Consider the following 20,150-nt stretch of genomic DNA (forward strand, 5'->3'; position numbering starts at 1 on the left):
ATGGATAATTTAGCTTTGAAAATAAAAAATCTTACTGTTTCATATGGAAGCATAAAAGCTTTAAAAGGAATAGATATAGAAGTTACGGAAGGGGAAATAGTTGCTTTACTTGGAGCTAATGGTGCTGGTAAAACAACTACCTTAAAAACTTTATCTGGACTTGTAGACGCAGAAGGTGGAAGCATAGAGTTTTATGGGAAAAATATCACTAATTTATCACCAGAGAAAATAACATCATTAGGGATAGTTCAATCACCTGAAGGTAGGCAGATATTTGCTGATATTACAGTAGAAGAAAACTTAAGAATAGGAGCTTTTACTCTAAAGAAAAAGAAAGAAATAGAAAAAAACTTTGAAAGGGTTTATGGATACTTTCCAATATTAAAGGAAAGAAGAAAACAAGTGGCAGGAACATTAAGTGGTGGAGAACAGCAAATGCTTGCAATAGCAAGAGCTTTAATGGCTAGTCCTAAAGTATTACTTTTAGATGAACCATCATTAGGCTTAGCTCCCCTTATAGTAAAAAATATATTTGAAATTGTAAAAGAAATAAATCAAGAAGGAACAACAGTACTTATAATTGAACAAAATGCGCTTCAAACTCTAAAAATAGCAAATTACGCCTATGTCTTAGAAGTTGGAGAAATAAATATTTCAGGAAAGGCAAGTGAGTTAATCCAAGATAAAAGATTATTAGATGCATATCTTGGGGGAGAGTAAGTCTTTAGGGAGCAATCCTTAATATATAGCCCAAAAATAAATTAAATATATGGAGGGAAATTTCATGAGAAAAAAAATTTCATTACTTTTAGCTTCACTTACATTAACAATGGCTTTTGCGGGGTGTGGTAAAAAAGAGGAAGCTGCTCAAGGAGTTACTGAAACATCTATAAAAGTAGGTAACAGCATAGCTACATCAGGAGCATTTGCTCCAGTAGGGGTTCCATTTAAAGCTGGTATTGAAGCTTACTTCAAAATGGTAAATGAAGGTGGAGGGGTTAAGGGTAGAAAAATAGAGTATGTTCATCAAGATGATGAATTTAACCCTGAAAAAGGAAAGGCTATACTAGATAAACTTGTAAATGATGAAAAAGTATTTGCTATAGTAGGTCACTTTGGAACTCCAGTTGTTGGAGCAACATTAGATGATCTTAAAGAAATAGGAATACCGTCTGTATACTTTGCAACAGGTACAGGAATTCTTTATAACGAAAATGCAACTAAAGGGGAAGGAGATAACATATTCCCTGTACAACCTGTATATCCAATGGAAGGTCGTATAATGACAGCATGGGCTAAAGGAGAATTTAAGGCAGATAAAATAGGTGTAATTTATACTAATGATGATGCTGGTAAAGACTTAGTTAAAGGAGTTGAAACAGAAGCTAAAAACATTGGTGGAATTGAGGTTGTAAGTGAACAAGTTGCGCCAGGAGCTGAGGATGTTTCTGCAGCTGTAACAAAGATTAAAAATTCAGATGTAGACACAATAATAATTGCTGGAATACAAGGTACATTTCCTCAGATAGCAAAAGAATTAGCAAAGCAAGGAAATACAAAACCTGCTATAACAACATATGTAAACGTTGATAAAACTATGGTTAATGCAATAAAAGCTGATGTTGCTGATAAATATGAAGTTTACGGTAATGCATGGGTTGATGTATCATCACCTTCTATGGCTGAATTTCAGAAATGGGTTAAGCAAGCTTCCAATGAAGACTTTACTGCAAATGCATATGCTATGACTGGTTGGATAGCAGCTGAATTTTTTGTAAAAGGTTTAGAAAAAGTTGATGGAGAAATAACCTGGGAAAACTATATAAAAGCTATGGAAAAAGAACCAATAAAGAATCCTTTTGGTGGAAGTATAGACTTTGCTGGTGGAAAGAGACTAGGTACTCAAGAGATGTCTTTAGCAAAAATGGACTTGAAGAGCCCAACAGGATGGTCTCCACATATTGGATTTAAGAGTATAAATGATATATTAAAAAAATAAATAAGCTTTATGTTTTGGCTATCAGTCAAAATCCTTTGGCTGATAGCATAAAAACCTAAGGGAGGTCTTATTGTGTTACAAACAATTAAATCAAAAGATGTAATAAATGAAAAATATATAACTATTGAGGAAGCCTTGGGCAAAATAAAGACAGGGGATATTATTGTTTCAGCCCTTGCAGCTGCAGAACCTGTAGAGATTCTAAAAAACCTTCATAAGATAGCTGATAGAGTGAAAGACGTAACAGTTACTACTTGTCTACCTATAGAAATGGCAGAATACTTTATTAATCCTAAATACAATAAATCTTTTAAGATGGATGGTTGGTTTTATACAGCTGCAATGAGAAAAGCTCATGGAAATGGGAACATATCATTTATCCCGAATCATCTGCATTTAGCAGCAGTAAAAAGATTAGCCCATAAAAAACCTAATATATTTATAGGAACCGCAACACTACCAGACAAACATGGGTATGTTTCACTTTCATTAAGTAATGTGTATGAAAAAAGAATGATAGAAAAAGCTGATTTAGTAATTTTAGAGGTTAATCCGAATTTTCCAAGAACTTTAGGAGACGTTGAAGTTCACATAAAAGATGTAGATTATATGATAGAAACACATTACGATGTTCCTGAACTTCTTGATGTAGAGCCAAATGAAAAGGACTTAAAAATAGGTAAACTTATATCAGATAGAATAAATGATGGTGATTGTATTCAGCTAGGAATAGGGGGAATACCTAACGCCGTAGCTGCTTCATTGGTTGATAAAAAAGATTTAGGAATTCACACTGAAATGTTTACTACAGGAATGATGAAGCTTGTAAAATTAGGAGTAATAAATGGAAAAAATAAAAATAGTTATAAAGGAAAGCATGTGGCAGCTTTTGTACTTGGAACAAAGGAACTTTATGATTTTATAAATGATAATCCATCAGTTATGATAATGGACGGGTATTGGACAAATGATCCTTATGTAATTGGATTAAATGATAACCAAGTTTCTATTAATACTACAATAGAAATAGATTTAACTGGTCAATGTGCATCAGAGTCAATAGGATCTACTCAATTTAGCGGAACTGGAGGACAAGCTGATACTGCAATAGGAGCACAAAGATCAAAAAATGGTCGTTCTTTTATAGCATTATACTCAACAGCTATGGTAAAAAATAAAAAAACTGGGGTAAGAGAAGAGATATCAAAAATAGTACCCTTCTTAAAACCAGGAGCAGCAGTTAGTTTATCAAGAAATGATGTTGATTTAGTTGTTACTGAATATGGAGTAGCAGAACTTAGAGGAACTACAATCAGTGAAAGAGTTCATAGATTAATAAATATAGCACACCCAAAGTTTAAAGAGGAGCTTTTAAGAAGTGCAAAGGAATTAGGGTTAATTTAGAAAAGTTTAGTTGGAGGTGGGAATGTGGCTTTTGTAGAATATAAGGGGAAAAATATTTATTACGAAGTACATGGAGATGGGGAAGCAATTGTAATTTTAAATGGAATAATGATGTCCCATATGAGTTGGAGTTTCTGTATTCCAGAGCTTTGTAGAAACAATAAAGTCATACTTCTTGATTTTCTAGATCAAGGAAAATCTGATAAAATGGATAGCTTATATAAGCAAGACATACAAGTTGAAGTAGTTAAAACTGTGATAGATAAATTAAAATTAGATAAGATTAATTTATTCGGAATATCCTATGGTGGAGAAGTTGCATTACAGTTTGCATTAAAATATAAAGATTTTTTAAATAAGCTTATACTATTTAATACCACAAGTTGTACAAATGCATGGCTTCAGGACATTGGAAGAGGATGGATAAATGCAGCTGAAACAGTAGATCCAGAAACCTTTTATAATGTTACAATACCTGTAATATATTCTCCAAGTTTCTACAATAAAAACATTGAATGGATGAATAGAAGAAAAGAAATATTATATAAAGTCTTTCAAAAAGAGTTTCTTATGGCAATGATAAGACTTATACAAAGCGCTGAAGGATATGATATAAGAGATAGATTAAATGAAATTAATACGGATACTTTGATTGTAAGTAGTGAACATGATTTTATAACACCAGTAATAGAACAAGAATACCTTTATAAAAATATTACTAATTCAAAATATATATTAATAAGAGAATGTGGTCACGCATCTATGTATGAAAAACCTAATGAATTTATTGGAATATTAAAAGGATATTTGTCTGTTAAGAAAGAAATAAAAATAGTATAATATTAATAATAAGCATGTAAGGGAATACTTACTATATAATTATAACTGCTGAAAGGGAGAAAAAATGAAATACAATAACGATACGAGTAAAAAAATAATGCATGAGGCATTAAAACTATTTTCTGAGCAGGGATATTATCCAACAACAACTAAACAGATAGCAGAGGAAGCTGGGGTTAATGAATTAACTATTTTTAGACATTTTGGGTCTAAGAGTAACTTGTTTCAAGTAACAACTGAACATTATGTAATAGATTCTCATGTTGACTATATATTAAATGACACAGAAGAATTAAGTTTTGAAGATAGCATGATGTTAATAACTGAGAGAATCTATAACTTATTTATTCAAAATACCAAGCTTTATAAGGTTCAAATGAAACTTGCAGACAATGAAAAAGATTTTATTAAACTTAAGCTTTCAAGAAAATTAGTAAGTGTTCTTGAAGAATATTTTAGTAAACTAAAAGAAGAAAAACGTATAAAAGGAGAGCCTGAAATAATGGCTTTAACCTTAATTAATAGCCTTTTAGGGGCATTTACAGTTGAACTTTTAAGCGATAACACAATGACAAAAATTACATGGCAAGAGTTAGTTAAAGAACATTCAAGACAATTCATTTCATTATATAAAATTTAACAAATAAAAATAATTAATCTTATTCCAGTAGGAAGGATTAATTTTTTTAAGGAATATGCAAGTAATAACTTACATTCATAAAATGAGATTGTAGGAGGATGGATATGAAAGGTAGAACTATTAATGAGATAAGTATAGGGGACAAGTCTAGTTATAGTAGAACAGTATGTGAAGCTGATGTAGTCTTATTTGGAGGCGTGAGTGGAGATTTAAATCCTGCACATTTTAATGAAGAATATTCAAAAAACACTATGTTTAAAGGAAGAATAGCTCATGGTATGTTGTCAGCAGGATATATATCTACTGTTTTAGGAATGCATCTTCCAGGACCAGGCACAATATATCTATCGCAAGAATTGAAATTTACATCACCAGTTAAATTTGGTGATACAATAACCGCAACAGTGGAAGTTATAGAAAAATTAGAAGAAAAAAATAGATTAATTTTAGAAACTATTTGTACAAATCAAAAAGGAGATATTGTTGTTAAGGGAAAAGCGATAGTTATGCCACCCAAATAATACTCAAGGATTAGGAGGAAAGAAATGGAGCTTTTAAATAAGCTATATGATCTAGCAAAAGCCAATGTTAAAAGAATTGTTTTGCCAGAAGGAGAAGAGGAAAGAACTATACTTGCAGCAAGCAAAACAAAGGAGTTAAAAGTTGCTGAGCCTATTCTTATTGGAAATTATGAAAATATATCAAAAAAAGCTGAATATTTGGGTGCCAATATAGATGAAATATTAATAGTAGATCCTAAAAAATCAGATAAGCTTAATTATTACATTGATAGATTTTATGAGCTAAGAAAAAATAAAGGAGTAACCATAGAAAAAGCCAAAGTCATAGTAAACGATGCTTTATATTTTGGAACTATGATGGTAAAATGCTGTGATGCAGATGGAATGGTTTCAGGAGCGATTCATACAACAGGAGATTTATTAAGGCCAGGTCTTCAAATAATTAAAACTTCAAAAGGTGTATCTGTAGTATCTAGCTTTTTTATAATGATGACACCTAATTCAATATATGGTGAAGAAGGAATGTTATTGTTTGCTGACTGTGCAGTAAATCCTAATCCGGATTATAGGGAGCTTGCAGCAATAGCTATAGCAACAGCAGATACAGCAAAAAATGTCTGCAAAATTGAACCTAGAGTAGCAATGTTAAGTTTTTCATCTATGGGGTCAGCTGACCATGAAAGTGTTGAAAAGGTTAGAATGGCTACAGAACTTGCAAAAACCTTAAGACCAGATTTATTAATAGATGGAGAACTACAATTAGATGCTGCAATAGTAGAGAAAGTGGCAAAACAAAAAGCACCAAACAGTAGAGTAGCTGGTAGAGCCAATGTATTGGTGTTTCCTGATCTGCAGTCTGGTAATATTGGATATAAACTTGTACAAAGATTCGCAAATGCAGAAGCTATAGGGCCCATATGTCAAGGTTTTGATAAACCTATAAATGACTTATCAAGAGGTTGTTCAGTAGAAGATATAGTAAATGTTGTGGTTTTAACTTCGGTACAATCTCAGTTAAACTCTTACCATTAAAAAAGATTAGAGACTTTAAATTAATTAGCTTTTTATCAAACCCCTTTTTAAATATTTTTAAGGATGTAGTAATATTTGTTTCAAAGCAAATTAACTACATCCTTTATTGTATATAAAGGTTTATTATCACTTTGGGTTTATGTATAATGGTTAGTATATGGGATAGATTGGTATAACTGTAAAAGGGGGAATTTTGTGAAAAGGGTTTTATCTGTTTTTATGCTTGCTGTTTCTTTGCTTATATTTACTTCGTGTAAAGCTAAAAATCCAATTGAAGTTAAAGAAAAATATATACAAAAAGCAGAATTAACAAAATCAGAAGATGATATTGTTAAATTGGTTGGAGATTATGAAAATCAAGTTATATATGATTTTAATTTAGATGATAAAGTACAATCTATTCAGATAAGCATATATGAATTAAAAGACAACAAATGGGATTCTAACATTGGGAGAACAAGTCAGGAATTTAAAGATATTAAGGGAAGATTAAGTCTCAACTTTAATAATTATTTTTACGGATATAGAATTGCTTTTTTAAGTGAAAATTCAAGTGCTTCAACTAAATTTTCAACTGAGAAACCACAAGAGCCTTCAACTATGGGACAACTCAGCTCATTTCTAGATAATAAAGCCGAGATTACCTACGATAAAGAAATTCCTTTAGTTGTTCAAGGGGTAACTTCTGGTAATACCATGACTGCGCATACAGTGGACTATTTTTATACACCAGAAAAATATAAAGAGCTTGGATATGATCGTGTTTATGCTGTTACTGTGCTTTTTAGTGAGAAACAAGTAAGTGAATTAAATGTAATAAAAGAGTAATAAACTAATTGTGATTATGTGATATTATTACCATAATAAAGATACAGGAGGACTTATGAAGAAAAAATATCTTATTGTGGGTTTAATTTTTATAATTATACTACTGTCTATGTTTATTAATTTTAGAAAGTCTAGGAAAATAAGTGAAGATACAGCCCTAAGACATAAAATAGTAGACACCTTAAAACAATCAGGACATGTAGATTTTTCAGAAGTTACTGATTTTGAGTGGGACACAATGTATATATTTATTCCTTATTCAAATCCAAATAATATATTTAAGGATGATGGAGTAAAGAGTTATAACTCAATGTTTAATATCGAAAATCTTGATTCAATAAATATGATCGCATTTGTTAAATCAAAAAAACTGGTTGCATTTGTTGAGGTACCCATAGAATATTTTAATAGTGAAAAAACTACTAAATATTTTAAAGATTAACCTAGATATGTTAATTACAAAGGGATGCGAAAGACAATAAAATAATGTTTTTTAGAGAGGTAAAGGATATGGAAAATTTAAAAAATAAGATAAATTATAGAGAGATACAAATAGAAGAACTTAATATAGAGCTTTTTGATAATTTTAAGCGTCATCAAAATGTTACTCATTGTTGGAGAAAAATAGATGGAGAATGGCTTATTAAGGAAGTTCGTTTTGTTGAGGAATGGGGAAAAGAAGAATATGCTTTCCTTTCGGAATGTCTTAAAGGGGTTATAAATACAGATGGGATAGTATATGGTGCCTTTTCAGATGGGATCTTAAAAGGATTTACATCAGTTGATGGTGATTTTTTAGGTAAAAATAGAGATTATATAAATCTTTCAAGTATCCATGTTTCTGAAGACATGAGGGGTTATGGAATAGGAAGAGAACTTTTTAAACTTGCGTCTAAATGGGCAAAAGCTCGTGGTGCCAAAAAGCTATATATTTCTGCCCACTCATCAGTTGAATCTCAAGCTTTTTATAAATCCTTAGGATGTGTTGAAGCAGTAGAGTATGATAAAAAGCATGTTGAGAAAGAGCCTTGTGATTGTCAACTTGAATACATTTTATAACTTAACTTAAGTATATAGGGGGTATTTATTTTGGGTAATAGAAAAAGGGGCCTATTAATAACTATAGTTATTATACTGGTGACCCTTACATTTATCTTTTTTTACAAAAGGGATTCTAATTCAAAAGAGGAATTAATAGGTAAGACCATTAAAATAGCTTTAGAAAATGGTGAGCTTCCAGATTATAATATTGTAAAAGATTATGAGAATATCGTTGTATCCTCAGAGAATTTAGATAATGAAATCCTGACTGAAGTTTTAAAGCAAAAATTAATAGTTATGACACCTTATGAAATAAAAGAGAAAGCTAATAAAGAGGGAGATTTTCTTTATTTAACTTTTAAGGACATTAGCATAGATAATCAAAACGCTTCAATAGAAATAGAGAACACTTGGGCAATATCAGATAGTAGTAAAGAAACTTATTTAAGTGGCGGTGGAATTAAAGTAAAATTTTATAAAAGCTTTGGAACTTGGAAAGAAAATTCTACTAGAGAGGTTTGGTTATCTTAATATTTTTAATTAAGAGTTTGTAGCAAAATTATGATAATTGTTTTGTTACAGACTCTTTTAAGAATCTTTAATTATTTATTGAGCGTTAAGTTACCTATTTTTAATTGAAAATCCCCTGAGGCCGCATAAATACTATATATAGTTATATAGCTATATAGAAAAATATATATCAATATATATTCCTAGAAATTTAAAATCACAGAATACAGGGAGGATTTTCTCCTATAATAAAATTAAGGAGATTGAGATGGAAAATATAATTACAGAAAGACTAGTTATAAGAAGATTTGAAAAAGATGATTGGCAAGACCTTTATGAATACCTATCAGATGAAGAGGTGGTTAAGTTTGAACCATACCACGTATTTAATGAAAAAAAGGCTAAGGAAGAGGCTGTACGAAGATCCGGTGATAATAATTTTTATGGAGTTTGTTTAAGAGAAAATAAAAAATTAATAGGAAACTTGTACTTCTCTAAAGGAGACTTTGATACCTGGGAGCTTGGCTACGTATTTAATAGAAAATATCAAGGGCAGGGTTATGCTACAGAAAGCGCTAGAGCATTAATTAATTATGCATTTACAAATCTAAATGTTAGACGTGTTATTGCAATGTGTAGTCCTAAAAATAATAATTCCTGGAAGCTACTTGAACGTTTAGGTATGAGAAGAGAAGGTTTGCTATTACAAAATGTTTATTTTAAAACAGATAATAATGGAGAGCCATTATGGATGGATACCTATGAATATGCAATACTGAAATCAGAGTGGGAAAATATACGAAGTTAAAAATAATTTCAATACACCAGAGGAAATGAAGAATTGGATAAGAGGATTAGTTTAACAATAAAATATTACAAGGGGCTGCCGCACTACTAATGGGTCAGTCCCTTTCTTTAATGTTTTTTTGCTAAAACAAGAAGATAAGCTGGTGGTGCATTAGGATTTAATTCAGAGACGCTTCTTTTTCTATATGGAACTTTTCTGTAAAAGAATAAAAGAAGTTTAGACGAGAAGAATAAAGGAACTTTGGAAGCTAAGAATATAAGAATTTTAGAACCAAAGATGATAGTAACTTTAGAATAAAAGAATATAAGAACTTTAGAACCAAAGTTCCTCCTTAAGAATATAATTGTAGTAAAGATAATAAATAGCGAGGTTATTAATATGACAGATAAAAGAGAAAATCCAGAGTTCACAGATGAGGATTCTTCCGAAGAGGACATAATAGAAGATTGGGCTATAATGCAACCATATGATTATGTGGAAAGAGAAATTTTTCATAGTACCATTAATAAAAATACTAAAGTAATAATAGATAATGGGGAGCTACAGAGTGAAGAAGAAAATGTTGAGAAAATAAAAATTAATGATGAAAATAAAGCCAAGAGTTCATCAAACAATATTGATAGATTGACGAGAGTTATGAGTGAAGAAGAAGGACAAAGTAAAAGAAGTTATTTACTAAGAAATATAACAATTAGAAGAATGGGAGAATTAAAACTACTACATCCAGATATTAATATCCCATTAAATAAAATAATAGATATGGCTCTAAATCATTACTATTACTATATAAAAGAAGGCGGAGAATTTAGGGCGTTATAATTGAATACATTTATTATGAAAAATATGGTATAATTACATGCAAATAGATTATTTTTACTTGTGAAAGGGAATAGATTTGAGAAAGAAAGTTATTTATATATTTTTACTGACAATATTTTTAGTTATTGTTCTAATTTATTTCTTTAGCAGAAAGTTTGAAGGTAATTTGATTATTGTCGAAAAACAAACTGATAAAGTTGGCACATATGAATATTACAGTAAAATCAATGATCCTGACAGCGTAAAATCAGTAAAAAATATTCTTAATAAAAGTCATTGGTCAAGCGCTAAGGTTGATATGCCCTATCCGCCTGATTATCAATTTTATTTTATGAACAATGATGAAGATAAATCTAACCGCAAAAATGTTTCTTTATGGATAAGTCCAGATAGAAATAAAGTTGCACTTATATTTGATGGTAAATATATTCAGTTAAATGAAGAAAATTCTAATAAACTGTTTGAAATACTCACAGGGAAGAAACTAGAATAGATTTTTATGGAGAAGATTATGAAACAAAATGCCAAAACAGCTATAATTAACTCTTTTAAAGAATTATTGAATAAAAAATCATTAGATAAAATCACGGTTACAGGAATCTGTGAGCATTGTGATGTTAATAGGCAGAGCTTTTATAATTATTTTAGTGATATCATGGATATTTTTAAATGTATATTTTATGATGAATTATCACAAGAAATTGCCCAAAATAGGACCTTTGAAACATGGGGTGGAGGTTTTTTAGCTACCATGCATTATTTTAAGAAAAATTCTAAAATGATTTTGCATGTTTATAATTCTTCCTATTGGTCAGAGGCTAATATTTATATATCTGAGCTTTCTAGAAATTTACTTAGTAGTGTTGTTAACGAATGTTCAATTGAGATGGGCGTAATATTAAATGAAAATGATCAAAATTTTATAGTTAATTTTTATAGACATGTGTTTAATGGGATTATAGGCGATTGGGTTAGTGAAGGCATGGTGGAAGAACCAGAGGTTATTCTTAAAAAACTTCTTATAATGATAACAGGAAGTATTCCTCGCTCTATAGATATCTTTATAAAAGAAGGATTAAAATAATTAATAGTTTCATATATTAGGAAAGTGTTCAAAGTAGACACTTTCTTTTTTTTGTCTATTGAAAAACTAATTGCTATAAATGTAAAATTAATACTAAGGAATGATTTTACAAATTATTAGGGGGAGAGATTATGTTTGTTTTTAATTACTCTGAAGGAGCTACTTTTTTAAGTGTATGGGGAATATGGATATTAATATTTATAGCCCTTTTTGTATTTAACGAAGTTGCTAGAAAAAATAAGTACGTGGGATTATTTTGTTTTGTTGCACTACCAGTAATTCTTTCAGTTTTATGGTTTACAGTATTAAGTGATACTACATATACTGACTGGTTTCATCTTGCAAAAGTTTATTCTGCTACAGCTGGATGTATTGGTTTTTGGTGTATAAGACATCTTAAGTTTAAAAATAGGTTTACAGGTAAGGAGTGGAGGCTTGCAGATAAAAAATGGGCTTTATGTTTCCCACCACTTATTCTTGCTATAAACATAATGGAAGCTGTTGCACGTGATTTTCAAGTAGGTTTTCAATATGCTGGTGGCGGTATAGCAGATGGCATGTATGTACTTGGTGGACCATGGAATTTTATGAATGCTATAGCTGGTATTTTGAATATTATAACCATAACTGGTTGGATTGGAATTACCATAAGAAAGAAAACTAAAAATGACAATAGTAGAGACATGCTTTGGCCAGATATGCTTTGGTTTTGGATAGTTGCCTATGATTTATGGAATTTTGCATATACCTATAACTGTCTTCCAGGACATTCATGGTATTGTGGGTTTGCTTTACTTTTAGCCCCAACTCTTTGTGCTTTTACATCAGGAAAAGGTGCATGGCTTCAACATCGTGCCCAAACATTAGCAATATGGTGTATGTTTGCCCAAACCTTCCCAGCTTTTATAGATAAGGGAGCCTTTGCAGTTGCTTCATCTTATAATCAATTACCACTAATCGCATTTAGTTTAGCATCCTTAGCTGCAAATGTATTGGTATTTATTTATATGATTTATAAGGTTGTTAGAACAAAAAGAAATCCTTATCTTGGAGAGTTATATACAGACCTTAGTGAATACAAAGAAATTAAGCAACTTGGTGAGTATAAAGTTGTGGTTAATAAACTAAATAATATGAGAATTTAATAATTGATGGAGGAGTAAATTTTTATGGACGAATATAAAATTCTTGAGATTAAACAAAGTGTTTTTGAAGATAATGATAGACAAGCTGATTTACTTAGAGAAGATTTAAAGAAAGATAAAACCTTTTTATTAAATCTTATGTCCTCACCAGGTTCAGGTAAAACAACTACAGTTTTAAGAACCATTGAAGCCCTAAAGAATGAAATGAGCATAGGAGTTTTAGAAGCAGACATTGATTCAGATGTTGATGCTAACACAGTTTCAAAAACTGGGGTTAAGGTAATACAATTACACACAGGAGGAATGTGCCATCTTGATGCTGATATGACAAAACAAGGTTTATTAGGTCTTGGAACAGAAGGAATTGATTTTGCAATTTTAGAGAATGTAGGAAATCTAGTGTGTCCAGCAGAATTTGATACAGGAGCCTCTAAAAATGCAATGATTTTAAGTGTACCAGAAGGAGATGACAAGCCTCTAAAATATCCTTTAATGTTTTCTATTGTTGATGTTGTTTTAGTAAATAAGATTGATGCTTTAGACTATTTCGATTTTGATTTAGAAGCTGTAAAAGAACGTGTGAAAAAATTAAATCCTAATATTAAGGTTATTCCAATCTCAGCTAAAAAAGGTGAAGGAATGGATGAGTGGATAGAGTGGATACGTAATGAAGTGAAAATGTGGAATGAGAATTAGCAGTTATTTTGGGAGGGTATTAATATGGTAAAGAAAAAAGTACTTGAATTATCTAATAAAATTGCTGCTGGTATTACTGGTGGGTTAGTAAAAGTAAAACCAACAGATCCTGAATATAGAATTTTGGAACCTGTAACTTCAGATGAGGAAGCTGAAATAGCACTTTATTTAGAAATTCGTAAGCCTAAAACAGTCAAGGAAGTATCTAAGCTTTGTGGTAGACCAGAGGATGAAGTTGAGAAGATTTTATACAAGATGGCTGTAGATGGATCTATTAAGGTTGAAAAAGAAGATGGTGTAGACGTGTACTGTCTTGAACTTTTTGTTCCAGGTGTTATGGAGTATATGGTTGACAATAAGGAAAACGTAGAAAAGTATCCAGTAATAGCGGAATGTTTTGAAGAATATACAAGAAAACTTGGGGCATTAATGGCAGGAAATATCCCAGTAGGCTTAGGTGTAATGAGAGTTATACCTATCCAAAGTGCTATAGATGGAGATACAAGAAAGGCTTCCTATGAAGAAATAGAAACACTTATAGAAAAACATGATGTCTTTGCAGTTACTGATTGTGCTTGTCGTGCTTCTATGAGGGTTATTGGCGAAGGGTGTGGACACACTGTTGAGGACATATGCATACGTCTAGGGTCAGCAGCTGAATATTATATTCGTACAGGAAAAGGTAGAGAAGTTACTAAAGAAGAAGCTAGAGAGATTTGTTTAAAAGCTGAAAAAGAAGGCTTGATGCATCAGATTCCTAATCTATCAGGTCCTGGAAATGCTTTAGCTATTTGCAATTGTTGCGGCTGTTCATGTTTTGGTTTAAGAAATGCAAACCTTTATAGAAACCCTGATTGGTCTCGTTCTAATTACGTTTCGCAGGTAGATATAGATAAATGTGTTGCTTGTGGTGAATGTGTAGAGAATTGTCCATCAAATGCATTAACTTTAGGATTAAGTCTTTGCACTAAGGAACCTATTAAAGCTCCAGTTGAAAAAGAAACCCCTTATGATACCCAGTGGGGAAAGGATAGATGGGATTTTAATTATAGAACTAGAAAAGTAGTTGAAGAAAGTGGAACAAGCCCATGTAAATCAGAATGTCCAGCCCACATAGCAGTTCAAGGGTATGTTAAGATGGCATCTTACGGAAAATATAAAGAAGCTTTAGAACTTATAAAAAAGGAAAATCCATTTCCAGCAGTTTGTGGACGTATTTGTCCAAGAAAATGTGAAAGTGCTTGTACTAGATCAGGTGTAGATGAACCACTTGCAATTGATGAAATTAAAAAATTCATAGCTGATCAAGACTTAAAAGCAGAACATCGTTTTGTACCAGATAAAAAAGCAAAAAGAGAAGAAAAGATAGCTATTATAGGTGGTGGTCCAGCTGGACTATCTTGTGCTTACTTCTTAGGTGCTGAAGGTTATAAGGTAACAGTATTTGAGAAGCAAAATAAACTTGGAGGAATGCTTACTCTTGGAATTCCATCATTTAGATTAGGTAAGGAAATAGTTAATTCTGAAATAGAAGTTTTAAAGGAGTTAGGAGTAGAATTTAAAACTGGAGTAGAAGTAGGTAAGAATATTACTCTTAATGAACTAAGAAATCTTGGTTATAAGGCTTTTTATTTAGCTATTGGTGCTCAAGGTGGAAGGAAATTAGGTCTTGAAGGTGAAGATGCTGAAGGAGTAATAACAGGCGTAGAATTTTTAAGAAAAGTAAATCTAGGTGAAGAAGTTAAATTAGAAGGTGATGCAGTTGTAATTGGTGGCGGAAATGTTGCTATAGATGTTGCTAGAACAGCTGAAAGAATGGGAGCTTCTAATATAAGTATGTATTGTTTAGAAAGTAGAGAAGAGATGCCAGCACTTGAGGAAGAAATAGAAGAAGCTTTATCAGAAGACATTTCAATAAATAATTCATGGGGTCCTAAAGCAATTATTCAAGAAAATGGTCAAGTAGTTGGAGTTGAATTTAAAAAATGTATTTCTGTATTTGATGAAAATAATAGGTTTAACCCTAAATTTGATGAAAATCAGACTACGTTAGTTAGAACAAATAATGTTCTAATTTCTGTTGGACAAGGTATAGAATGGGGAGATTTATTAAAGGATTCAAAACTTGAGTTAAATCCTAATAAAACTCTAAAAGTTCAGTCACTAAGTTATCAAACAGGAGAAGAAGATGTTTTTGGAGGAGGAGATGCTGTAACGGGACCTAAATTTGCAATTGATGCTATAGCATTAGGCAAGCAAGGAGCAACCTCCATACATCGTTATCTTCACGGAGATAATTTAATTATAGGTAGAGAAAGAGAATATCATGCTTTTGATAAAGAAAACCTAGATAAAGATGGATATGATAGTCTACCAAGACAAAGAACTCTTCATGTAGAGGGCAGCAAATCAAAAGAAACCTTTAAAGATTTACGTGTTACATTTACAGAAGATCAGGTAAAAAAAGAAACTGAACGTTGTTTAGGCTGTGGTGCAACTGTAGTTGATCAATATCAATGTGTTGGCTGTGGAATATGCACAACTAAATGTAAGTTTGACGCAATTAGCCTTGTTAGAAAATATGATAGTGCAGGAGTTGAGTTTAAGGATATGAAATCTACTGTAATTAAACATGTTATTAAACGTCAAGGAAGAATAGCAGTAAAAAAAGTTAAAAAATCTATAGGTTCAGTTTTCTCAAAGTAGAACGAGGTGAGTTTAATTGCATGAAGTTGGAGTTATGATTGAAGTAGTTAAAACTGTAGAAAAGTTTGCAAAACAAAATTCAATAACAAAAATAGAAACCCTAGTACTTCAGATAGGTGAAATTTCATCTATGGTTCCAAGGTATATTAAAGCCTGTTATCCCATGGCATCTGAAGGGACAATATTAGAAAATGCAAAACTTGAAATAGAGGTATTACCCTGTAATGCTATCTGCAAAGAGTGCAACAAGGTTTTTAATCTATTAGAGAGCAACCATAAATGCCCGAAGTGTGGAAATGATGATTTTGATATATTGAGCGGAAGGGAATTTAATATTAAAGAGATAGTTGCTTGTTAAGAAAAGAAAAAATTATCTAGAGTTTTAAGCAGTCAATAACTAATCATATAAAAAGTTATTGGCTGCTTATTTTATTCTTTAGGAAATTATATTATTTCAAAGTTGTGGATAACTTAAATTAGATATGAATATAAGAAGGCTACATGAAGCTACTAAAGAATAAAAAAACAAGAAAATTGAGCGCCTGCCAGTTTTTCCTCACATGCGTTTGGAAAGGCAGATGCGCAAAAAAAAGTCGACGGCTCATAATCGCCTTGGCGACTTTTTTATAGATACTTGCATTTCAACGAAGCTTAGCTGTAAAATTAAATTATTGAGAATTAAACCATATTTTGGAGGGGATTATATGAAACAATATGAGTACAGAGTTGAACAAATTCAGATTGAGTTAAGTAGTATACTTAAAACAGATAAGAAAAAATATAATAAGGAAATTAGTGAAAAGCTAAATGTTCTTGGTAAAGAAGGTTGGGAATTATCAGGTGTAGATGGCAAATGGTTTTATTTTAAAAGAGAAATAGTATAGTTAACTATTAGTTGAATAGAAGGTACTTGTTTCAAATAAAGAAACTAAATATTCACTTTCTTATGGTAGAATTAATATATATTAATAATGTAGGGGAGTGGCGAAATGGCAAATAAGATAACATTTTTAGATATTGATGGAACTATGGTGGATGTGCCTTCTGGAATGGTGGAACCTGCTGAAAGTACTGTTAAAGCATTAAATGAGTTTAGATCTAAAGGAAATTATACTGTTGTTGCAACTGCAAGATCAAAAGCACCTACAAGTATCTCTAATTTAGATTTTGATGGGTATATATTTTGTAATGGAAATTATATAGTCTTTAAAGATGAGGTATTGTATGATAACTGTCTTTCTGTAGAAGATATAAAATACATTATAAACCTGTCTAAAAAATATAATGCTGAATATATATTTAGTGGAATTGATGGTACATGGAGTAATGATTTAGATAATCCTTTGAATATAAAACATAGAGAATTATTTTTAGGTACAAAAGATAAACCTAAAGATGCATTTTTATCATGGGAGATTGAAGATGTACATGCTAACATGTCTACAGTACTATTTGAAACAGAGAAGGACATGCTTTCTTTTAAAGAAGAACTACCAAAAAACTGGAGTGTACACCCTTATGTTGAAGCCAATATTAGAATGGATATCCATCTTCCTGGATTATCAAAAGGTACAGCAGTGGAATTCTTATTTAACAAATTAGGAATTTCAAAAGAAGATACATTTGCCTTTGGAGATGCTCAAAACGATATTGAAATGATTAAGCTTGTAAAACATGGAATAGCAATGGGAAATGGGACAGATGAGATAAAGTCAATAGCTTATTATGTTACTGATGCAGTAAATAATGATGGAATAGCTAAAGCCTTAAAGAAATTTAAAGCAATTTAATAGTTTTTAATAAGTTGATATTTAAGATCACCCCTGATAAAAAATATGAATATATTAAAGTATTTAAAAATGGACAAGAATCACATTTTGATTCAGTGGGGGCTTAATGTATTATCATTAAATAAATATTTAAGAGATATTTTAATTAATAGGGGGTATGGATGAAGCAAGCAGTAAATAAGTGGTTTATAATAATAGGAACTGCTATTTTGATATTATTACTTTATTATAACTATAAAACTAAGGTTGATTCAAACACATATAAAGCACCGACTGATTCACAAGTTCAGGAATTTATAGAAACTAATAATGTAAGCTTTTTGGATAAAAAAGCTATACACAATGAATATACTATCGTACCATTTTATGATGGCAATCAAGTTGGATTTTATACTTTATATTCAGATCATAAAGGAGAAGTTCAAAGTAGATATATTATGAGTTCTGTTTCTAAAAAAGAAAGTAAAGTTTTTGTTGCTGGAATTTCACCTAAAAATCCATATGCTATCATTATTATAATGGATGAAAACTTAAAAAAAGAAACTAAAAAAGCAGTAGTTGAATTATCAGAAGGGGTTAATATAGAGGAAAGTGGTGAAAATAAATCAAGCTATATTTTAACTAATAATAAAATAGACGATGAAAAAATCTCTATGAGTGATATAAAATTATATAATTCTTCTAATGAAGTTATTTACTCCCTAAATGAGAATTGGAAAAATATAAATTAATTTTATTGACTTTTTTTAATTTGCATTGATATAATAATCAACGAAACATGTGGTGCTTTGCACGTAAATCTGATTTACGCACAAGCACCACATGTTTTTTATTTTATTATTTAGGAGGGTTAACATGCCAAAAACAAAATTTGAAGAAATAATCTTTACACTAATTATGGTATTTCCAATGGTATATATTATGACTGTTTATAATATTGCTATTGCAACAGGTGGATTACAATATGAAACATTTGTACAAGCTATTCTAGCTATGTGGCCAATATATTTAATAGCTTTTATAGCAGAAAAATTAATAGTAGGAAAATTAGCTAAAAAACTTGCATTTAGAATTGTATCACCAACAGACAAACCAATATTTATAATACTCGCTATATCATCATTTACAGTTTGCATAATGGCTCCTTTAATGAGTTTAGCAGCTACTATTCTCCATAATGGATTAACAATAGAGGTTCCATTATTATGGATGAATGCTATTATTAAAAACTTCCCTATGGCACTATTTTTACAAATTTTCTATGTAGGACCATTAGTGCGTTTGGTTTTTAGAACTATATTTAAGCCTCAAGCTGTAGTTAGGAAAGTAGTTTAAATGCACTCTTACTCCAATTTGATATATAAATAAATTTTATTATCAATTTCGTTCAGAAATAAACGAAGTTATCTTATTTGTATATTCCTCAGGGTTTATAAGTAAGGCAAGATGCCCACCCTCCATGTTACGTATGACAGTTGGGTGTGGCATTAATCTAATTAAAGCATTCTTCAGCTCATCACTAAAGATAGTATCTTCTTCAGAGAAAATAATCATTACTTCATTGTAGAAAGATTCAAAATCCTCTGGCTTATGAGTTCCATACTCATTCATTAAGTCACCTATTAATAAATCCATGTGATACCAATATTTTTTTGTTATAGATCCTTTTAATATATCAGCTATACTAGCTAACTTATGTTCAAATTCTTTATTGGGGGAAACCTTTTTAAATGCAAGTTTTAGGAATGGAATTAACAATTTTGTAGGGATAAATTTATCTATCATAAGATTCTTTTTTAGTTTTTTGGGATTTATAAATTTTACTATATTAGTAATTCCATTGTACGTTAAATCATTATACATTGAACAAGTGCCTGATAATATTAAACCTTTTAATAATCTTGGGTGACGTTTTGCCATAACTTGAGCAAACAAGCCCCCATAGGACTGACCTACCAAATACACGTTATGAGCGTCTAGTTGACAAAGTAACTCAGCTAAAGCATCTGCAAGTTTAGCATTTGTATTAAAACCTAGTGGATAATTAAATGTAAGTAAGCTATATTTACTAATAAATGAACTACAAAGTAGAAAAACTCCATCAGCAAGCCCAGTACCACCAGCTAAAAAAACTAATGTAACATCATTTTCAGGATGTAAATTTTTATAATAACGATATGAAAAATCACTTCCGTTTATATTTGCATTTTGAATTGGCATTATACTATTATATTTTTCAAATTCATTCTTTATATCTATCACAAAATAACCTCCCAATATATTAAAT

The 20,150-nt window shown here is 30.8% G+C and carries 24 protein-coding genes; 23 read left to right on the forward strand and 1 reads right to left on the reverse strand.

Going from position 1 to position 20,150, the window contains the following annotated elements:
• The 23 genes from B3N22_RS11535 (at position 1) to B3N22_RS11645 (ending at position 19,198) form a co-directional block, all read left to right on the forward strand.
• The gene (locus B3N22_RS11535; RefSeq protein ID WP_286907232.1) at positions 1-720 is read left to right on the forward strand and encodes an ABC transporter ATP-binding protein; all 720 of its coding nucleotides are present in this window, start codon (positions 1-3) and stop codon (positions 718-720) included.
• Positions 721-784: 64 nt separating this feature from the next.
• Entirely contained in the window at positions 785-1,999 is a 1,215-nt protein-coding gene (locus B3N22_RS11540; protein WP_286907234.1) for an ABC transporter substrate-binding protein, read from the forward strand.
• A gap of 72 nt (positions 2,000-2,071) precedes the next feature.
• Positions 2,072-3,403, forward strand: a complete 1,332-nt coding sequence (locus B3N22_RS11545) for an acetyl-CoA hydrolase/transferase family protein (protein ID WP_286907235.1) — start codon at positions 2,072-2,074, stop codon at positions 3,401-3,403.
• Between the two features lie 24 nt (positions 3,404-3,427).
• Positions 3,428-4,243: an alpha/beta fold hydrolase gene (locus B3N22_RS11550; protein WP_286907236.1), complete on the forward strand. Its 816-nt coding sequence runs from the start codon at positions 3,428-3,430 to the stop codon at positions 4,241-4,243.
• Between the two features lie 64 nt (positions 4,244-4,307).
• Positions 4,308-4,883 (forward strand): TetR/AcrR family transcriptional regulator, encoded by a 576-nt coding sequence (locus B3N22_RS11555; protein WP_286907237.1) that lies wholly within the window; start codon positions 4,308-4,310, stop codon positions 4,881-4,883.
• A 104-nt stretch (positions 4,884-4,987) separates the two neighbouring features.
• The gene (locus tag B3N22_RS11560; RefSeq protein WP_286907238.1) at positions 4,988-5,404 is read left to right on the forward strand and encodes a MaoC family dehydratase; all 417 of its coding nucleotides are present in this window, start codon (positions 4,988-4,990) and stop codon (positions 5,402-5,404) included.
• A 24-nt stretch (positions 5,405-5,428) separates the two neighbouring features.
• Positions 5,429-6,436 carry a phosphate acetyltransferase gene (gene pta, locus B3N22_RS11565; protein WP_286907239.1) on the forward strand — a complete coding sequence of 336 codons (1,008 nt, stop codon included), beginning with the start codon at positions 5,429-5,431 and terminating at the stop codon, positions 6,434-6,436.
• Between the two features lie 195 nt (positions 6,437-6,631).
• The gene (locus tag B3N22_RS11570) at positions 6,632-7,264 is read left to right on the forward strand and encodes a hypothetical protein (RefSeq protein WP_286907241.1); all 633 of its coding nucleotides are present in this window, start codon (positions 6,632-6,634) and stop codon (positions 7,262-7,264) included.
• Positions 7,265-7,319: 55 nt separating this feature from the next.
• Entirely contained in the window at positions 7,320-7,706 is a 387-nt protein-coding gene (locus tag B3N22_RS11575; protein ID WP_286907243.1) for a hypothetical protein, read from the forward strand.
• Positions 7,707-7,774: 68 nt separating this feature from the next.
• The gene (locus B3N22_RS11580) at positions 7,775-8,323 is read left to right on the forward strand and encodes a GNAT family N-acetyltransferase (protein WP_286907245.1); all 549 of its coding nucleotides are present in this window, start codon (positions 7,775-7,777) and stop codon (positions 8,321-8,323) included.
• A 30-nt stretch (positions 8,324-8,353) separates the two neighbouring features.
• Positions 8,354-8,836: a hypothetical protein gene (locus B3N22_RS11585; RefSeq protein ID WP_286907247.1), complete on the forward strand. Its 483-nt coding sequence runs from the start codon at positions 8,354-8,356 to the stop codon at positions 8,834-8,836.
• Between the two features lie 247 nt (positions 8,837-9,083).
• Positions 9,084-9,623 carry a GNAT family N-acetyltransferase gene (locus B3N22_RS11590; RefSeq protein WP_286907248.1) on the forward strand — a complete coding sequence of 180 codons (540 nt, stop codon included), beginning with the start codon at positions 9,084-9,086 and terminating at the stop codon, positions 9,621-9,623.
• A 378-nt stretch (positions 9,624-10,001) separates the two neighbouring features.
• The gene (locus B3N22_RS11595; protein ID WP_286907249.1) at positions 10,002-10,442 is read left to right on the forward strand and encodes a hypothetical protein; all 441 of its coding nucleotides are present in this window, start codon (positions 10,002-10,004) and stop codon (positions 10,440-10,442) included.
• Positions 10,443-10,608: 166 nt separating this feature from the next.
• Complete coding sequence (locus B3N22_RS11600) at positions 10,609-10,935, forward strand: YhfM domain-containing protein (RefSeq protein ID WP_286907250.1); 327 nt, start codon at positions 10,609-10,611, stop codon at positions 10,933-10,935.
• An 18-nt stretch (positions 10,936-10,953) separates the two neighbouring features.
• A complete protein-coding gene (locus tag B3N22_RS11605) occupies positions 10,954-11,526 on the forward strand; it encodes a TetR/AcrR family transcriptional regulator (RefSeq protein ID WP_286907251.1) in 573 nt (190 codons plus the stop codon).
• A gap of 131 nt (positions 11,527-11,657) precedes the next feature.
• Positions 11,658-12,671 carry a DUF5692 family protein gene (locus B3N22_RS11610; RefSeq protein WP_286907253.1) on the forward strand — a complete coding sequence of 338 codons (1,014 nt, stop codon included), beginning with the start codon at positions 11,658-11,660 and terminating at the stop codon, positions 12,669-12,671.
• 24 nt (positions 12,672-12,695) lie between these two features.
• On the forward strand, positions 12,696-13,367 hold the full coding sequence (gene hypB / locus B3N22_RS11615) for a hydrogenase nickel incorporation protein HypB (RefSeq protein WP_073016524.1): 672 nt from the start codon (positions 12,696-12,698) through the stop codon (positions 13,365-13,367).
• A gap of 24 nt (positions 13,368-13,391) precedes the next feature.
• The gene (locus tag B3N22_RS11620) at positions 13,392-16,073 is read left to right on the forward strand and encodes an FAD-dependent oxidoreductase (protein WP_286907258.1); all 2,682 of its coding nucleotides are present in this window, start codon (positions 13,392-13,394) and stop codon (positions 16,071-16,073) included.
• A gap of 16 nt (positions 16,074-16,089) precedes the next feature.
• Positions 16,090-16,431 (forward strand): hydrogenase maturation nickel metallochaperone HypA, encoded by a 342-nt coding sequence (gene hypA, locus B3N22_RS11625; RefSeq protein ID WP_286907261.1) that lies wholly within the window; start codon positions 16,090-16,092, stop codon positions 16,429-16,431.
• 346 nt (positions 16,432-16,777) lie between these two features.
• On the forward strand, positions 16,778-16,957 hold the full coding sequence (locus tag B3N22_RS11630; RefSeq protein WP_021801853.1) for a hypothetical protein: 180 nt from the start codon (positions 16,778-16,780) through the stop codon (positions 16,955-16,957).
• Between the two features lie 105 nt (positions 16,958-17,062).
• Positions 17,063-17,863: an HAD family hydrolase gene (locus B3N22_RS11635; RefSeq protein WP_286907265.1), complete on the forward strand. Its 801-nt coding sequence runs from the start codon at positions 17,063-17,065 to the stop codon at positions 17,861-17,863.
• A gap of 161 nt (positions 17,864-18,024) precedes the next feature.
• Complete coding sequence (locus B3N22_RS11640; RefSeq protein WP_286907266.1) at positions 18,025-18,594, forward strand: hypothetical protein; 570 nt, start codon at positions 18,025-18,027, stop codon at positions 18,592-18,594.
• Positions 18,595-18,718: 124 nt separating this feature from the next.
• Positions 18,719-19,198 carry a DUF2798 domain-containing protein gene (locus B3N22_RS11645; RefSeq protein ID WP_286907267.1) on the forward strand — a complete coding sequence of 160 codons (480 nt, stop codon included), beginning with the start codon at positions 18,719-18,721 and terminating at the stop codon, positions 19,196-19,198.
• A 42-nt stretch (positions 19,199-19,240) separates the two neighbouring features.
• Here the strand turns inward: B3N22_RS11645 and B3N22_RS11650 are convergent, their stop codons facing one another.
• Entirely contained in the window at positions 19,241-20,125 is an 885-nt protein-coding gene (locus B3N22_RS11650) for an alpha/beta hydrolase (RefSeq protein ID WP_286907269.1), read from the reverse strand.
• Between the last annotated feature and the right edge of the window lie 25 nt (positions 20,126-20,150).

Origin of the sequence: Clostridium sp. UBA1652, from assembly GCF_002320975.1 — a bacterium.
GTDB classification, from domain to species: domain Bacteria; phylum Bacillota; class Clostridia; order Clostridiales; family Clostridiaceae; genus Clostridium_T; species Clostridium_T intestinale.

Coding starts and splice junctions, on each gene's coding strand:
- B3N22_RS11590 (WP_286907248.1), top strand. CDS start 9,084: ATGGAAAATATAATTACAGAAAGACTAGTTATAAGAAGATTTGAAAAA.
- B3N22_RS11575 (WP_286907243.1), top strand. CDS start 7,320: ATGAAGAAAAAATATCTTATTGTGGGTTTAATTTTTATAATTATACTA.
- B3N22_RS11630 (WP_021801853.1), top strand. CDS start 16,778: ATGAAACAATATGAGTACAGAGTTGAACAAATTCAGATTGAGTTAAGT.
- B3N22_RS11540 (WP_286907234.1), top strand. CDS start 785: ATGAGAAAAAAAATTTCATTACTTTTAGCTTCACTTACATTAACAATG.
- hypB (WP_073016524.1), top strand. CDS start 12,696: ATGGACGAATATAAAATTCTTGAGATTAAACAAAGTGTTTTTGAAGAT.
- B3N22_RS11635 (WP_286907265.1), top strand. CDS start 17,063: ATGGCAAATAAGATAACATTTTTAGATATTGATGGAACTATGGTGGAT.
- B3N22_RS11580 (WP_286907245.1), top strand. CDS start 7,775: ATGGAAAATTTAAAAAATAAGATAAATTATAGAGAGATACAAATAGAA.
- B3N22_RS11555 (WP_286907237.1), top strand. CDS start 4,308: ATGAAATACAATAACGATACGAGTAAAAAAATAATGCATGAGGCATTA.
- B3N22_RS11535 (WP_286907232.1), top strand. CDS start 1: ATGGATAATTTAGCTTTGAAAATAAAAAATCTTACTGTTTCATATGGA.
- B3N22_RS11605 (WP_286907251.1), top strand. CDS start 10,954: ATGAAACAAAATGCCAAAACAGCTATAATTAACTCTTTTAAAGAATTA.
- B3N22_RS11560 (WP_286907238.1), top strand. CDS start 4,988: ATGAAAGGTAGAACTATTAATGAGATAAGTATAGGGGACAAGTCTAGT.
- B3N22_RS11610 (WP_286907253.1), top strand. CDS start 11,658: ATGTTTGTTTTTAATTACTCTGAAGGAGCTACTTTTTTAAGTGTATGG.
- B3N22_RS11645 (WP_286907267.1), top strand. CDS start 18,719: ATGCCAAAAACAAAATTTGAAGAAATAATCTTTACACTAATTATGGTA.
- B3N22_RS11595 (WP_286907249.1), top strand. CDS start 10,002: ATGACAGATAAAAGAGAAAATCCAGAGTTCACAGATGAGGATTCTTCC.
- B3N22_RS11640 (WP_286907266.1), top strand. CDS start 18,025: ATGAAGCAAGCAGTAAATAAGTGGTTTATAATAATAGGAACTGCTATT.
- B3N22_RS11620 (WP_286907258.1), top strand. CDS start 13,392: ATGGTAAAGAAAAAAGTACTTGAATTATCTAATAAAATTGCTGCTGGT.
- pta (WP_286907239.1), top strand. CDS start 5,429: ATGGAGCTTTTAAATAAGCTATATGATCTAGCAAAAGCCAATGTTAAA.